This is a genomic window from Rhizobium gallicum bv. gallicum R602sp (assembly GCF_000816845.1).
GTDB lineage: Bacteria > Pseudomonadota > Alphaproteobacteria > Rhizobiales > Rhizobiaceae > Rhizobium > Rhizobium gallicum.
Map to the genome: position 1 here is coordinate 183,027 of NZ_CP006880.1, position 13,315 is coordinate 196,341.

The 13,315-nt window shown below is 57.9% G+C and carries 15 protein-coding genes and 1 pseudogene; all 16 read left to right on the plus strand.

The window, feature by feature from the left end:
- The first annotated feature begins 8 nt into the window (after positions 1 to 8).
- The 16 genes and pseudogenes from RGR602_RS24195 to RGR602_RS24255 all read left to right on the plus strand — a co-directional run bounded on the left by RGR602_RS24195 (position 9) and on the right by RGR602_RS24255 (position 13,314).
- A complete protein-coding gene (locus RGR602_RS24195; protein WP_040116435.1) occupies positions 9 to 1,250 on the plus strand; it encodes an SfnB family sulfur acquisition oxidoreductase in 1,242 nt (413 codons plus the stop codon).
- Positions 1,251 to 1,254: 4 nt separating this feature from the next.
- A complete protein-coding gene (locus RGR602_RS24200; protein WP_040116436.1) occupies positions 1,255 to 2,487 on the plus strand; it encodes an SfnB family sulfur acquisition oxidoreductase in 1,233 nt (410 codons plus the stop codon).
- Positions 2,488 to 2,498: 11 nt separating this feature from the next.
- The gene (locus RGR602_RS24205; protein WP_040114617.1) at positions 2,499 to 3,875 is read left to right on the plus strand and encodes an LLM class flavin-dependent oxidoreductase; all 1,377 of its coding nucleotides are present in this window, start codon (positions 2,499 to 2,501) and stop codon (positions 3,873 to 3,875) included.
- Between the two features lie 382 nt (positions 3,876 to 4,257).
- A complete protein-coding gene (locus RGR602_RS24210; RefSeq protein WP_040114618.1) occupies positions 4,258 to 5,094 on the plus strand; it encodes a MetQ/NlpA family lipoprotein in 837 nt (278 codons plus the stop codon).
- Positions 5,095 to 5,180: 86 nt separating this feature from the next.
- Positions 5,181 to 6,263, plus strand: coding sequence for a methionine ABC transporter ATP-binding protein (locus tag RGR602_RS24215; RefSeq protein ID WP_040116437.1), 1,083 nt, complete (start codon positions 5,181 to 5,183; stop codon positions 6,261 to 6,263).
- A complete protein-coding gene (locus tag RGR602_RS24220; protein ID WP_040114619.1) occupies positions 6,244 to 6,897 on the plus strand; it encodes a methionine ABC transporter permease in 654 nt (217 codons plus the stop codon). The genes RGR602_RS24215 and RGR602_RS24220 overlap by 20 nt, the downstream gene beginning before the upstream one ends.
- A gap of 71 nt (positions 6,898 to 6,968) precedes the next feature.
- Positions 6,969 to 7,162: pseudogene (locus RGR602_RS38775) on the plus strand (FAD/NAD(P)-binding protein); the annotation flags it as partial.
- 193 nt (positions 7,163 to 7,355) lie between these two features.
- Complete coding sequence (gene msuE, locus RGR602_RS24225) at positions 7,356 to 7,916, plus strand: FMN reductase (RefSeq protein ID WP_040114620.1); 561 nt, start codon at positions 7,356 to 7,358, stop codon at positions 7,914 to 7,916.
- A 53-nt stretch (positions 7,917 to 7,969) separates the two neighbouring features.
- Positions 7,970 to 8,143, plus strand: a complete 174-nt coding sequence (locus RGR602_RS37590) for a hypothetical protein (RefSeq protein WP_166677448.1) — start codon at positions 7,970 to 7,972, stop codon at positions 8,141 to 8,143.
- A 42-nt stretch (positions 8,144 to 8,185) separates the two neighbouring features.
- Complete coding sequence (locus RGR602_RS24230; RefSeq protein ID WP_040114621.1) at positions 8,186 to 8,374, plus strand: hypothetical protein; 189 nt, start codon at positions 8,186 to 8,188, stop codon at positions 8,372 to 8,374.
- Positions 8,375 to 8,384: 10 nt separating this feature from the next.
- Positions 8,385 to 8,528 (plus strand): hypothetical protein, encoded by a 144-nt coding sequence (locus RGR602_RS37595; RefSeq protein ID WP_166677449.1) that lies wholly within the window; start codon positions 8,385 to 8,387, stop codon positions 8,526 to 8,528.
- A 56-nt stretch (positions 8,529 to 8,584) separates the two neighbouring features.
- Entirely contained in the window at positions 8,585 to 8,893 is a 309-nt protein-coding gene (locus tag RGR602_RS24235; protein WP_040114622.1) for a hypothetical protein, read from the plus strand.
- Positions 8,894 to 8,937: 44 nt separating this feature from the next.
- On the plus strand, positions 8,938 to 9,639 hold the full coding sequence (locus tag RGR602_RS36370) for a gamma-glutamylcyclotransferase (RefSeq protein ID WP_082046761.1): 702 nt from the start codon (positions 8,938 to 8,940) through the stop codon (positions 9,637 to 9,639).
- A 301-nt stretch (positions 9,640 to 9,940) separates the two neighbouring features.
- Positions 9,941 to 11,530, plus strand: a complete 1,590-nt coding sequence (locus RGR602_RS24245) for an ABC transporter substrate-binding protein (RefSeq protein ID WP_040114624.1) — start codon at positions 9,941 to 9,943, stop codon at positions 11,528 to 11,530.
- A complete protein-coding gene (locus RGR602_RS24250; protein ID WP_040114625.1) occupies positions 11,508 to 12,464 on the plus strand; it encodes an ABC transporter permease in 957 nt (318 codons plus the stop codon). The genes RGR602_RS24245 and RGR602_RS24250 overlap by 23 nt, the downstream gene beginning before the upstream one ends.
- The gene (locus RGR602_RS24255) at positions 12,457 to 13,314 is read left to right on the plus strand and encodes an ABC transporter permease (protein ID WP_040114626.1); all 858 of its coding nucleotides are present in this window, start codon (positions 12,457 to 12,459) and stop codon (positions 13,312 to 13,314) included. Before RGR602_RS24250 ends, RGR602_RS24255 begins: the two co-directional genes overlap by 8 nt.
- Position 13,315 lies beyond the last annotated feature (1 nt).

The following is a 13,315-nucleotide window of genomic DNA, read 5'->3' on the forward strand; positions in this document are numbered from 1 at the left end:
ATGTTTTCATGACCGATCGGATGATCGTTGACGCCGAGCACTCGGAGCGTCTGCCGCAACCACCAAAAAAGCCGCACCTGATCACAAGCGACGCCGAAGCACTGGACGTTGCGGCGGGCCTGGCGGAGCGATTCCGGGAGGGAGCTTCCGATAGGGACCGCAAACGTCAGTTACCGTGGGATCAGATTGAGGAATATACCGCAAGCGGGCTCGGCGCGATCACCGTTCCTCGGGAATTCGGCGGTGCAGACGTTTCGCTGGTAACACTCGCAAGGATATTCGAAGTCCTTTGCGCGGCAGATCCTTCTTTGGGACAGTTGCCTCAGAACCAGTTCGGTGTGCTGGCACTGCTTCGCGACATCGGCTCGCCCGAACAAAAATCGCGAATATACGCTGATATTCTAAACGGACTGCGGATTGGAAACGCAGGTCCCGAAAAAGGCACTAAGAAGGTGAACGTGAGCACGACCCGCCTCACGCGCACCGCGAACGGCTTTCGATTGTCAGGGCGAAGGTTCTATTCAACGGGCGCCATTTTCGCACACTGGATTCCGACCCGCGCGATCGACGAGGAAGACCGTGCCATCCAGGTATGGGTCCGGCGGGAAGCGCCAGGGGTCCGTATCATCGACGACTGGTCGTCCTTCGGCCAACGCACTACAGCAAGCGGCACAGTGGAGTTCAATAATGTGCCAGTCGATCCCGAACTCGTCTTTCCACTCTGGTCGTTCGTTAAACGGGCCGGATTGGCAGGCCCTATTTCCCAATTGATCCAAGCTGCAATCGATTCAGGCATCGCTGCGGCAGCGATCACCGATACGCTTTCGTTCGTTCGCGAACGGGCGCGGCCTTGGGTCGATTTCGGCGGGGAGTCTGCGAGCCACGACCCGACGATCATTCATGAGGTCGGAAACCTTCACGCGCTATTCCACGCCGCCCAAGGCGTTTTGCATCGGGCTGCTGCGGTCATCGATGATGTGGCGAAAAGTCCGGTAACAGACAGATCAAGCGCCGAAGCTTCCGTTGCCGTCGCCGAGGCGAAAATCCTTACCACCGAGATCGCGCTCGCAGCGACCGAGATGCTGTTCGATCTCGCGGGATCGTCTGCCACGCGCGGGGCCCATAATCTTGATCGTCACTGGCGGAACGCCCGCGTGCACACCCTGCATGATCCGGTTCGCTGGAAATACCATCTGATCGGAAACTACGAATTGAATGGAACTTTCCCACTACGACATCAATGGAACTGAACAGATGAGCGTTGGATTTGAACCAGTATCTGTCGCGGCTCCGCCGAGTTCGCGCCCGCCGCTTATCGGCATGCATGAGCAAGCGGTTGAAGCAGCCACCCATTTGGCCGAAATCTTCGCAAAGAAGGCCTCCGAGCGGGATCGCGAGCGGGCATTGCCCTGGGTGGAAGTTGAGGCGTTTTCCCAGAGCGGATTGTGGGGGATCACGGTGCCAAAGGAGTTTGGAGGGCCGGGATTGTCGCCGAAGACGGCAGCCGAGGTCATTGCAACCATAGGAGCTGCTGACGGCTCGCTATCTCAGATTCCGCAGAACCATTATTATGCTCTCGAAGTGCTTCGTGTCGGTGGGAGTTGGGAGCAGAAACGGTTCTTCTACGATCGCGTTCTGGCAGGTGAACGTTTTGGAAACGCGCTCGCCGAAATCGGCCAGAAGGATTTCAAGCGGCGCACGAAGCTCTTTCGAGAGGCCGGCGAGTGGTTCGTCGATGGCCAGAAATTCTATTGCACAGGAGCAATCTTCGCTCACTGGATTCCGACACTTGCGATAGCGGAGGAGGAGGGGAAACAAGTCGGCTATCTTGTCATCGTTCCGCGCGACGCTCGAGGCGTGACGGTGATCGACGACTGGGACGGGTTCGGTCAACGCGTAACCGGGAGCGGCTCAGTGAGATTTGAGCGTGTGAAGATAGAGGAACGGTGGATCATCCCGTTTCAAGCTTCGTTCGAAACACCCACTACGATAGGACCTTTCGCGCAGCTGATGCACGCAGCAATCGATCTGGGCATCGGTCGCGGCGCTTATCAGGAGATGGTCCGCTTCATCCGCGAGCGCTCCCGGCCATGGATTGACGCTAATGTCGAGCGTGCTTCAGACGACCCCCTGACAATGAGCGCTGTTGGGCAGGTGAAGGTGAAGCTTCGGGCGGCCGAAGTCCTTCTTGATCGCGCTGCGGCGGAGGTTGAGACCGCACAGACCGAAATGACAGAGAGCGCGGTTGCGGCGGCTTCAATCGCCGTCGCGGAGGCGAGAATCCTGACGACGAAGGCTGGCCTGCTGGCGGCGACCAAGCTCTTTGAACTTTCGGGAACCTCCTCGACAGCTAGCGAGGACAATCTCGATCGCTATTGGCGAAACGTCAGGACGCATACCCTCCATGATCCGGTCCGGTGGAAATACCAGGCGGTCGGAAATTACTATTTGAATGATAAGCTGCCGCCGCGCCACGGCGCGCTGTGAGCGGAGCGCCCATGTCAAAACAGATCCTGATCAATGCCTTCAATATGAACTCCGTAGGCCATATCAATCACGGTCTTTGGGCTCACCCGCGGGACCAATCCCACCGCTATAAGAGTATCGACTACTGGACATCGCTCGCGAAAACACTGGAGCGTGGACTATTCGATGGCATTTTTCTCGCCGACATCATTGGCGTGTACGATGTCTACAATGGGTCGGCCGATCTTACGCTCCGGGAGTCCATTCAGTTGCCGGTGAACGACCCGCTTCTCCTGGTATCGGCCATGGCCGCCGTTACGAAGCATCTCGGATTCGGCATTACCGTCAACCTGAGTTCCGATGCGCCCTACGTCTTCGCGCGCCGGATGTCGACCTTGGACCACCTGACCGATGGCAGGATCGGCTGGAACATCGTGACAGGTTACCTCGACAGCGCTGCTCGGGCGCTGGGACACGATGCTCAGGCTGAACACGATAGCCGGTACGATCGTGCCGACGAATACATGGAAGTGCTCTACAAGCTCTGGGAAGGAAGTTGGGATGAGGACGCCGTCGTTCGTGACAAGGAACGCCGCATTTATGCGGATCCCAACAAAGTCCGGTCGATAAGCCACGCAGGCAAATTCTACCAGTCCAGTGGGTACCATCTGGCAGAACCATCCCGACAACGAACGCCGGTCCTTTATCAGGCAGGAACTTCGGGACGGGGCAAGAAGTTTGCTGCCACCCATGCCGAATGCGTGTTCATTACGGCAACTGACAAAGATGCGGCAAAAGCCACGGCCAGGGCCATCAGGCAGGAGGCCGTGAATGCCGGCCGCTCGCCCCAAGACGTCAAGGTGTTCGTAGGCGTAACCGTAATAACTGGCCCCACTAACGCAGCCGCCCAAGAGAAATATCGGGAATATCTCAGCTACGCCAATCCGGAAGCGGGCCTCGCTCACTTTGCGGCTAGCACCGGTATCGACTTCTCTCGCTACGACCTTGACGAACCAATCAACTACGGAACCTCAAACGCCATCCAGTCGGCTGCGCAACTGGCCGGTCAGAAGCGTTGGACGAAGCGGCAATTGCTTGATGAACTGAAAATCGGAGGCCGCTATCCCGTCATCGTCGGCGACGGTTCGCTTGTCGCTGAGGAGTTGATCTCGTGGATCGAGGAAGGAGAGATCGATGGCTTCAATCTCACCCGCACAGTCGTTCCAGAGAGCTATGAAGATTTCATCGACCATGCCGTTCCGGCACTGCAGGAGCGCGGCCGCTACAAGACCGCGTATTCAAACGGCGCGCTTAGGCGCAAACTCTTCGGTGCGGGAGACACGCTTCCGTCGAGCCATCCAGCGAATGCGTATCGATCTCCTAGGCATCAAAAACACCAGGATGTGTGAGCGCTCAAAAAACGCGCTTAATGAGGGATCCATTACCAACCGTCCCAGTCGGATCACTTCCCTACAGGCTGCCCCAGATCGCGATCACCAGCACGATTAGCAGGGTGAGAGTTGCCCACGCCAACCAAAATGCCAAGGGCCAGCGCTTTTCTGGCCGCTTCGGCGGTTCAGGATCTCGAAGATTGCCATTCATTTGAATATCAAAGCATATAGTCTATAAGAATAGTAGAAAATTATTTGGAGCGCCCGCATAGCCCGGCAAGTCTTTTTCGGCTGCGCGGCCAAAAACAGGCGGGCGTGCTTCGTGCGGCTGCGGCCGATCTGACATGCTCTTCCCGTTTCGAGGCTCTGCCCTCATCATTCAGACGGGACATCACAACATATGAACAAGAAGAATTTCTCCACGTTCACCCTGACGCGCCGTGCAAGCCTAGCAGCGTTGGCCATTTCTGCTGCGGCGCTGGCGACCTTTTCCGCGCCTTCCTCCTCGTATGCCGAAGACAAGTCCATCAAAGTCGGCATCATGAGCGGTGAGGATGAGGACGTTTGGCGGGTCGTCACCACCGAAGCCGCCAAGAAGGGCCTCAAGATCGAGACCATCACCTTCAACGACTACACCCAGCCGAACGAAGCGCTCGAGAACGGCGAAATCGACGCCAATGCCTTCCAGCACCAGCCCTATCTCGACAACCAGATCAAGACGCATGGCTATCATATTGTCCCTGTCGGCTTTACCGGTGTCTGGCCGATCGGTCTTTACACCAAGAAGTACAAGTCGGTCGCCGAAATCCCGGACGGTGCTGCGATCGGTTTGCCGAACGATCCGTCAAATGAGGGCCGGGCGCTACGGGTGCTAGAGAAGGAAGGTTTGATCAAACTCAAGGATGGCACCGGCATTCTCGCAACCATTGCCGACGTCACCGATAATCCGAAGAAACTTACGATCAAGGAACTGGATGCCGGCATCGTCGGCCGCTCGATCGATGATCTGGATGCTGCCGTTGTCAATACCGACTGGGCGCTGAAGAGCGGCCTGTCGCCCGCCGATCGCATCGCGCAGGAGCCGATCGCCGACAATCCCTATCGCAACTTCATCGCTGTAAAACAAGGCAGCGAAAGCGAGGAATGGGTGAAGACGCTAGTCTCCTCCTACCAGAACGACACGGTAAAGGCCGAGTTCGATAAGGTCTACAAGGGCACTGGTCTCAGCGCCTATTGATCTCAATCCGCGCCAGGGGCGGCGCAAGTGGGGCGGTTCGGATGTTCTATTTCCGGGCCGCCTTGAGCGTTTTCAAAGGAAATACCATGAACTCATTCGTTTCCGCCTCGGCAATCGAGACGAAGCCCGAGGCCGCCGAGGATGTCGTGAGGCTCCTCGATGTCAAACGCCGCTTCGGCACGACGCCAGCCCTCGATGGCATTTCACTTTCCATCGCGAAGGGCGAGATTTTCGGCATCATCGGCCGCAGCGGCGCCGGAAAGTCGACCCTGATTCGGTGCCTCAACGGTCTGGAACGCGCCGACGGTGGCGAGATCCATATCGAGGGCCGCAATATTACCAGTCTCGGCGAAAGAGATTTACAGCCCCTGCGCCGGCGCATCGGTATGATCTTCCAGCATTTCAATCTGCTTTCGGCAAAGACGGTCGAAGAGAATATCGCCCTGCCGCTCAAGATCGAGGGTGCGGCGAAGACGGAGCGTCTGAACCGGGCACGCGAGCTGCTCGACCTTGTCGGGTTGTCGGATAAAGCAAAGGCCTATCCGGCTTCCCTTTCTGGCGGCCAGAAGCAGCGTGTCGGAATTGCCCGCGCGCTTGCGGCACGTCCCGCGTTGCTGCTTTCGGACGAGGCGACCTCGGCGCTCGATCCGGAGACGACGCGCTCAATCCTTTCGCTTCTCAAGGACATCAACCGCAAGCTCGGGCTGACCGTCGTTCTCATCACTCACGAAATGGAAGTGATCCGCACCATTGCCGATCGCGTCGCGGTCATCGATTCGGGGAAAATTGTCGAAGAAGGCCAAGTCTGGTCGGTCTTCGCTAATCCGCAGACGGCTATCACCAAAAGCCTGCTCAGCGGAATCCGACCGCAGTTGCCGGACCATATTGCGGCGCGTCTGTCGCGGACCAAGGGCAGGGAAGTGATCATCAGCGTCGATCTCGCCGGGTCAGAGGCGCAAGGTGCGCTTTTTACCGATCTTGCAGCTGAACTGCCGCACGGGTTCCGCCTTGTTCATGGCGGCATCGACCACATTCAAAGCCAGCCGGTGGCAAGGTTCTTCATTGCCGTTCCGACGCGCAACATTAAGCTCGCCGGCAAGGTGCAACAATTTCTGACGGCCCGCTCGGCGCGGGTGGAGGTGCTGGGTTATGACAGCGATCATGCTTGAACTGCTTTTCCGTTCACTCTGGGAAACCATCATCATGACCAGCGCGTCAGGGCTGATTTCGCTCATCGCCGGTCTGCCACTGGGGCTAGCGCTGGTTCTGACGGCCCGCGGCGGAATCGCGGAAAACAACGCGATCAACAGCGCGCTTGGCGCCCTAATCAATGGCTTCCGCTCAGTACCCTTCATTATTCTGCTGGTGGCGCTGATCCCGCTGACGCGGCTGATCGTCGGCACCTCGCTCGGGACATGGGCGGCGATCGTGCCGCTCGCGATTGCCGCAACGCCGTATTACGCGCGCATTGCCGAAGTGTCGCTTCGCGAGGTCGATCGCGGGCTCATCGACGCCGTGCGAGCCATGGGCGGCAATCGCTGGACGATCATTCGTGAAGTGCTGGTTCCGGAAGCTTTGCCTGGGATCGTTGTCGGTTTCACGGTCACGCTTGTGACACTGATCGGCGCTTCTGCGATGGCAGGCGCAATCGGTGCCGGCGGCCTTGGCGATCTCGCAATCCGCTATGGCTATCAGCGCTTTGAGACCAATGTGATGATTGCGGTCGTCATCGTGCTCATCGTGCTGGTCTGCGGCATCCAGTGGCTCGGCGACCGGCTCGTCGCGAGACTGGACCACCGCTGAACCTCTCCTGCATGACGTGGAACCGGGAGACTTGCACGGCGTTTGACCGTGCCTGTGTCGCGAGATGGGCAATGATATACGATGTCGTCGTCGGTTCGGGGTTTTCTGCGATCGCAACTGTGTGCAACCTCGTTGAACTCCTTCCGGAATCGTCCTCTGTCGCGCTTGTTGGAGGCGATCCAGGCTTTGGCAGAGGCACTGCCTATCGCACCGAACTTTACTTTACACAGATTGAATGTTCCCGCGGGACGCATGAGCCTTTTAGCGATCGTGCGGGGTGGTCAGGTGTCGACCCGTCGGTCGAGGGGTCAGCAACTGATGACGGTGGCATTCGGCGGAAAGATTTTTCCCTCGTGGCCATCATCAGGGTCTGCTGTTCCTTTAATCCAGTAAATTTATAGACTTTATTTATTGAAAGACTGGCGCGGTCTCCGCGCCCTGAAGGCAAAGGAACCCAAATGGCTGCTCCCAAATTGGTCGGCATCGCCGGCAGCTTCAATCGTCCGTCGAAGACATATGCTCTTGTTCAGAATGTTGCAGAGCGCGCCACTGAGCGTTACGGTTTCACAAGTAGGATTCATGATCTTCATGATGTTGGTCCTTCGCTTGGACGTGCGATCTGGCGCAAGGAACTCGATGATCAGGCGAAAGAGATTATCGATGCCATCGTTACCTCGGACGCTCTCATCGTTGGCGCGCCAACCTACAAGGGTTCCTATCCTGGCCTGTTCAAGCACCTGATTGACCTGATCGAGCCGCATGAGTTGCGCGCTAAACCGATCGTCATAACGGCGACAGGGGGAGGCGACCGTCATGCGTTGATGGTTGAACATCAGTTGCGGCCGCTGTTCGGCTTCTTCATGTCTCATACCTTGCCGACGGCTGTTTACGCATCCGATCGTGATTTCACAGACTATCGTGTTTCCTCCGCGCCGCTTTCAAATCGGATCGAGGAGGTGGTCGGTGAGCTCGCAGCCTTCTTCCCCGCAGAAAATCCAATTCTAGCCGCAGCCGAATAGCTGAGGGGGCGTATCCGCTCGCGAACCCCGCTCAAGACGATAAGGAGGCACAGATGGATAAGACCAATGCGGCAGTCCCATCCGATGAGCTGTGGAGTGTTTTCGATTTCGCGCGGCGATATCGTCTGGAGAAAAGGGAGGAAAACCGCCTTCTCATGCTCTTCGGCCCGTATGCGTCAGCCCATGAATTGCTCACGAATGCGCGCCGGCATTCGCTCATTTCCTGAGACGGATCAACGCAATCGCAATTGCGCAAAACGGAGGATCGTATGATGCAGATTTTCGTCAGCCATCTCAAAGCGCTCTTCGACGGCCTTTTTCGTCGCAAATCGAATGAAACGCCACGCGGCCAAAATACCGGCGAGTCGTCCCAAAACCATGGACGCGGCGAAGGCGACCGCGAACTGCGCGAATATGAGCTCTTTTACTGGAGCGCAGCGTCTGGATCCTGGTACTGAGGAAACGGCAATGGCACTCGCTTTTGATCTTCGTCGGCCAATCCAGAAGTTGGACGCCAAGAACATCCAATCCAAAGCCCTGCACTGCATGGCAATCGGCTCCATCGTTTCGTCGTTCACATTCATTTTGGCGCTGGTGATTGGTGTCCTCTGATGTCTGTGCTGCGCGAACGCGCAGCGTCGCCGATTTGAACGCAAGGTGCCCAGCACATGTCCGATCTCGTCAAAGAGCTGCTGCACCTATCAGACGACCCGGCGATCTCTCACAGAGAAAGCCGCCGCCAACTTATCGACCGATTTGTTCATGCATTGACGGAAATGACGACGGTCTTCGTTTCCGATGACGACCGCCAGCCTCCGATTCCAGTCATGCGGCTCATTGCAATGATCGAAGGCATGACGAGCAGCATTGCCGACGCCGATGATACGACGTTCTCAGCGATCGTTGAAGAACTAGCGTTGCTTTTGCGCACGCTGGAACGACATCGGCAAGAGATGGCGAGATTTACGGTCCATTGAACTTGCGAGCGGATTTGTTGAACGCCACCACAGAGAGACAGGTTATGACGGGCGACCGGCGGATGTCCTTAACCGCGGAGCTTGTAGCGCTTTGTTTTCGAGACGAACAGGATCTTGGCCCAGATCCGCATCGACCACTGCTGAGTGACGCTGAATTCGAGGCCGTCGCCGAGCGGATCTTCCACGAGAGCAAACAACAGCCTCTGTGGATTTTTGCGTACGGCTCCCTGATCTGGAAACCCGACTTTGATGCTGTTGAAAGTCGCCGGGCGATTGCTCAAGGATGGCATCGCTCATTTTGTCTGCGGCTCAATCGCTGGAGAGGCACGCCGGAACAGCCGGGGCTGATGATGGCGCTTGACCGCGGCGGGAGTTGCGCTGGCATGGCCTATCGCCTACCGGACAATGATCGCCTTGGCCAAATCCGAAGATTGTTACGGCGCGAGATTGGTTCTCGCGAAGGCGTCAAGGCGATCCGCTGGATCACGGTCGAGACGGATCAAGGATATGTACGCGCACTGGTTTTCTGGGCCGGTCCAAAGGGTGAGCACGTCTCTTTGAAGTTGCCCTTGGCAACCGTCGCGCGCGTGCTGGCGCGTGCCTGCGGCCATATAGGCTCATGCGCGGAATATTTATACCTGACCGTTCTGCACTTGGAGCAGTATGGAATCCGCGATCGCAATTTGTGGCAACTGCAAGAACTTGTTGCTTGCGAGATTCGGTCCATACACCGGCTATCATCCTGATCGCATCAGCCTGGGCCAAAAGGCTATCGCCGCTGGCTACCGCAACAAGATATTCCGGCCGTCGAAGGCAAAAGGGTAATTTTCTCCTTATATTAATCTACTAAATTTGTAGATTACTCATTGAGTGCGACCGTAGGTTTCGAACGATCTGCGAGCTCGAAACGATCGCCGTCGCAAAGACAATCTCTCCTCCAGCAAGAAGGCACACTTCATGCCAGACCGACATCTCTTCCCAACGAAAACGAAACGCGCGGCGCCTCATTTGCTCGCTCGCCGAACTGCGAGCCTCCGGCCATCACTGATGGCGGCGGTGAAGTCGCTTGGGTTTCTGCTTGCCATGGCTCTTGCACCGGCAGCGGCACAGGCACAGGACACCAAACCCGTTCATGGAGGCACGCTCAATGTTGCGCTCGGCACAGATACGGCAATCATCGATCCATCAATAACGGGCAGTTCGGTGACTGCGGTGATTGCCCGCAATCTCGTTGATTCACTCGTTGGCCAAGCCGAGGATAACAGCTTCACGCCATGGCTTGCCGATCGCTGGGAGATCAGTGACGATCACACACGCTACACCTTTCATCTGCGCAAGAATGTAACCTTCAGCGATGGCACGCCGCTTGATGCCGAAGCCGTGAAATACAATTTCGACCGCATTATCGACCCGAAGACGACGTCGGCCTATGCAAAATCCTTGCTCGGGCCGGTCAAGTCGATCGAGGCACTCGACGCGGACACAGTGGTCATCGCGTACCAGAAACCGTTCTCGCCGCTGCTTCAAGGCCTGAGCCTGCCCTACCTCGGCATCCAGTCGCCGACTTATCTCAAGAAGACGGCAAACACCAAAAACACGGTCGTTGGGTCTGGTCCGTTCACGCTTGAGAGTTTCGTGAAAGGGAGCGGCAGTCATGTCATAAAGCGGCAGGACTACAACTGGGGTCCTGGCTATGCGGCCCATAAAGGCGCCGCCTATCTTGACGCTATCGTTTTCAAGATCCTGCCGGAAGCATCCGTTCGCCTCGGTGCGCTGACGAGCGGCCAGGTCGACGCGATCGATAACGTGCCGCCCGCAAACTACCGCTCCGTGCAAGAAAATCCTTCCCTGCAGGTGGTCACGCGCGAGAATCCGGGCGTCAATACGTCCTATTTCCTCAATACCTCGCGCGGTCCGTTTGCCGATGAGAAGGTGCGGCAGGCCTTCCAGAGCGCGGTGGATGTGAAATCGGCGGTGCAGGCCGCCTACCTCGGCAGCCTGAAGCCCGCCGACAACATTTTTGGTCCTTCGACGCTCTACTACGATCCATCAATCGCTGCGTCTTGGGGATATGATCCGTCCAAGGCAAACAAACTGCTCGACGAGGCCGGCTGGTCAGAGCGAGATGGCGAGGGCTTTCGCACGAAGGACGGCAAGCGTCTCACCGTCCGCTATGTTTACGATTCCTCCGATAAGAGCGCAGAAGAAGTTCTCCTCGCTCAGGCGGTGCAGTTTCAGGTCAAGCAGGTGGGATTCGACCTCGAACTAGTTCCAACAGACGATGGCGGACATACCGGGGCGCTCGGCAGCAATGACTACGACATCGATTCCTTCTGGTACGTCCGTGCCGAGCCCGATATTCTCCGTACGGTCTTCCTTTCCGACTACATTCCGCCGAAGGGAGCAAATTCCGCCCGTGTAAACGCACTGGACGAGCGGCTTTTGAAGGCGGTCGGCGCGAGCGACGAAGAGCGCAAGAAGCTCTACGGCGAGGCCCAAAAGGAGATCATCAAAAAGGCATACGCCGTGCCGCTCTTCGTGGCAGCCTATCAGCTGGGCGCTTCGAGGAAACTGCAAGGGATCAGCTGGGCCACCAATGCCAAGCCGAATTTCTATGATGCCTGGCTTGAGCGCTAGATTGGCCCTGAGGGCGCTGAACCGGCTGCTGATGATTGCGGTCGTCCTGTGGGGCGCGGCGACAATCGCCTTCGTCGTGGTCAAGCTGATACCGGGCGATCCAGTCGGGGTCATCAGTGGCGGGGACAATATCGTCGACGGCCCGCAACGCGAGGCGATCGCTCGGCAGTTCGGGTTGGATCAGCCGATTGCCGTGCAATATGCAACCTACGTGCGGCGCGCCCTCACCGGAGATTTCGGCACCAGCTATCAATATCGGCAACCTGTCACCCGCGTGATTGTTGAAGCCGGAGGCTACACAGTGCAACTGGCTGCGACAGCGATGCTTATTGCCGTCGTGGCCGCTCTCATCAGCGCCATTGCGACCGCTGGACAGCGCGCGAAATTGCGAGCGGCGTTGATCGGCTTCGAACTCATTGCTCTCAGCACACCAATCTACTGGATCGGCATCGTTTTGCTCACGCTGTTCAGCTTCAAGCTGCAGTGGTTTCCGGTCACGGGCAGCGACGGTTTTCGCTCGCTCGTGCTGCCGGCCGTGACACTCAGCCTGCCGCTTGGTGCGTTGCTCAGCCAGGTTCTTCGCGACGGGCTGGAGGATTCGCTGACCCAACCCTTTGCAATGACGGTACGAATGCGCGGCGTTGGCGAGACGATACTGCGCATCCGGCACGGCTTGCGTCACGCGGCCCTTGCTGCTTCGACGCTCACCGGCACGCTTCTCGCAAGCGTTCTCGGCGGCTCGATCTTGACCGAGACCGTCTTTGGCCGGCCCGGCATCGGACAGATCACCCTGCAGGCGATCAAAAGCCGGGACATGCCCATGGTTCTCGGTCTGGTGATGTTCTCGGCACTGATCTTCGTCATCGTCAATATCATCGTTGATGCTCTCTACCTTGTCATCGACCCACGCCTTCGGAGGGCAAGTCATGAGTAACGGCATAGATATCCCGCTGCTGCGGATACAGCAGGACCGGAACCCATGGTTTTCGCCGGCAACGCTATTGCCAGCGACATTCGTGCCGCTGCTGTTGGTGGCTGCGGCGGCACCCAGCCTGCTCGCATCCATCGCGCCCGATGCCGTAGACTTCCTGGCTCCCTTTCAGCCACCCAGCGTTGCTCACTGGTTTGGTACAGACCAGCTCGGCCGCGATGTCTATTCCCGCGTCGTGCACGGAACGGCGCAATCGCTCTTCATTGGGCTAGGGGCGACACTGATTGCATGCGCCGGCGGCGTCGTGCTTGGGACAATCACAGCGCTGGCGCCGCGACCGCTTGATCGTGTGCTGGTCCGGCTGCTCGATATCCTGCTTGCCTTTCCGGAGATTCTTCTCGCTCTCCTCGTCATCGCGGTTCTCGGACGCGGACCGTTCAATACGTCGCTCGCCGTCGGGCTGGCCGGCATTGCGGGTTACGCGCGTCTGGTTCGCGCCGAGGTGCTGCGCGTCAGCCGATCCGGCTACGTGGAACAGGCCGTGGTGATTGGCGAACCCTATCTTGCGATCGTCGCCGAACATATCGTGCCAAACACCATCCGACCCCTGGCTGTTCTTGCAACCGTCGGAATAGGCACCTCCGTGCTTGCGGCTTCCGCGCTGAGCTTTCTCGGCCTTGGCGTCGTGCCTCCCTCTCCAGAATGGGGCGCGCTTCTTGCCGATGGGCGCAATGTTCTTGATGTCGCGCCCTGGGCCAGTCTGTTGCCGGCAACGGTCGTTGCGGTGTCGGTCATTTCCATGACCCTGCTTGGCCGCCGTCTGCAGGCGATCCTGCTCCAACGGGAGCGCTGAG

Bases quoted from the DNA above. Each gene is read 5' to 3' on its own strand.
- RGR602_RS24195 (WP_040116435.1), top strand. From the start codon at position 9: ATGACCGATCGGATGATCGTTGACGCCGAGCACTCGGAGCGTCTGCCG.
- RGR602_RS24200 (WP_040116436.1), top strand. From the start codon at position 1,255: ATGAGCGTTGGATTTGAACCAGTATCTGTCGCGGCTCCGCCGAGTTCG.
- RGR602_RS24205 (WP_040114617.1), top strand. From the start codon at position 2,499: ATGTCAAAACAGATCCTGATCAATGCCTTCAATATGAACTCCGTAGGC.
- RGR602_RS24210 (WP_040114618.1), top strand. From the start codon at position 4,258: ATGAACAAGAAGAATTTCTCCACGTTCACCCTGACGCGCCGTGCAAGC.
- RGR602_RS24215 (WP_040116437.1), top strand. From the start codon at position 5,181: ATGAACTCATTCGTTTCCGCCTCGGCAATCGAGACGAAGCCCGAGGCC.
- RGR602_RS24220 (WP_040114619.1), top strand. From the start codon at position 6,244: ATGACAGCGATCATGCTTGAACTGCTTTTCCGTTCACTCTGGGAAACC.
- msuE (WP_040114620.1), top strand. From the start codon at position 7,356: ATGGCTGCTCCCAAATTGGTCGGCATCGCCGGCAGCTTCAATCGTCCG.
- RGR602_RS37590 (WP_166677448.1), top strand. From the start codon at position 7,970: ATGGATAAGACCAATGCGGCAGTCCCATCCGATGAGCTGTGGAGTGTT.
- RGR602_RS24230 (WP_040114621.1), top strand. From the start codon at position 8,186: ATGATGCAGATTTTCGTCAGCCATCTCAAAGCGCTCTTCGACGGCCTT.
- RGR602_RS37595 (WP_166677449.1), top strand. From the start codon at position 8,385: ATGGCACTCGCTTTTGATCTTCGTCGGCCAATCCAGAAGTTGGACGCC.
- RGR602_RS24235 (WP_040114622.1), top strand. From the start codon at position 8,585: ATGTCCGATCTCGTCAAAGAGCTGCTGCACCTATCAGACGACCCGGCG.
- RGR602_RS36370 (WP_082046761.1), top strand. From the start codon at position 8,938: ATGACGGGCGACCGGCGGATGTCCTTAACCGCGGAGCTTGTAGCGCTT.
- RGR602_RS24245 (WP_040114624.1), top strand. From the start codon at position 9,941: ATGGCGGCGGTGAAGTCGCTTGGGTTTCTGCTTGCCATGGCTCTTGCA.
- RGR602_RS24250 (WP_040114625.1), top strand. From the start codon at position 11,508: ATGATGCCTGGCTTGAGCGCTAGATTGGCCCTGAGGGCGCTGAACCGG.
- RGR602_RS24255 (WP_040114626.1), top strand. From the start codon at position 12,457: ATGAGTAACGGCATAGATATCCCGCTGCTGCGGATACAGCAGGACCGG.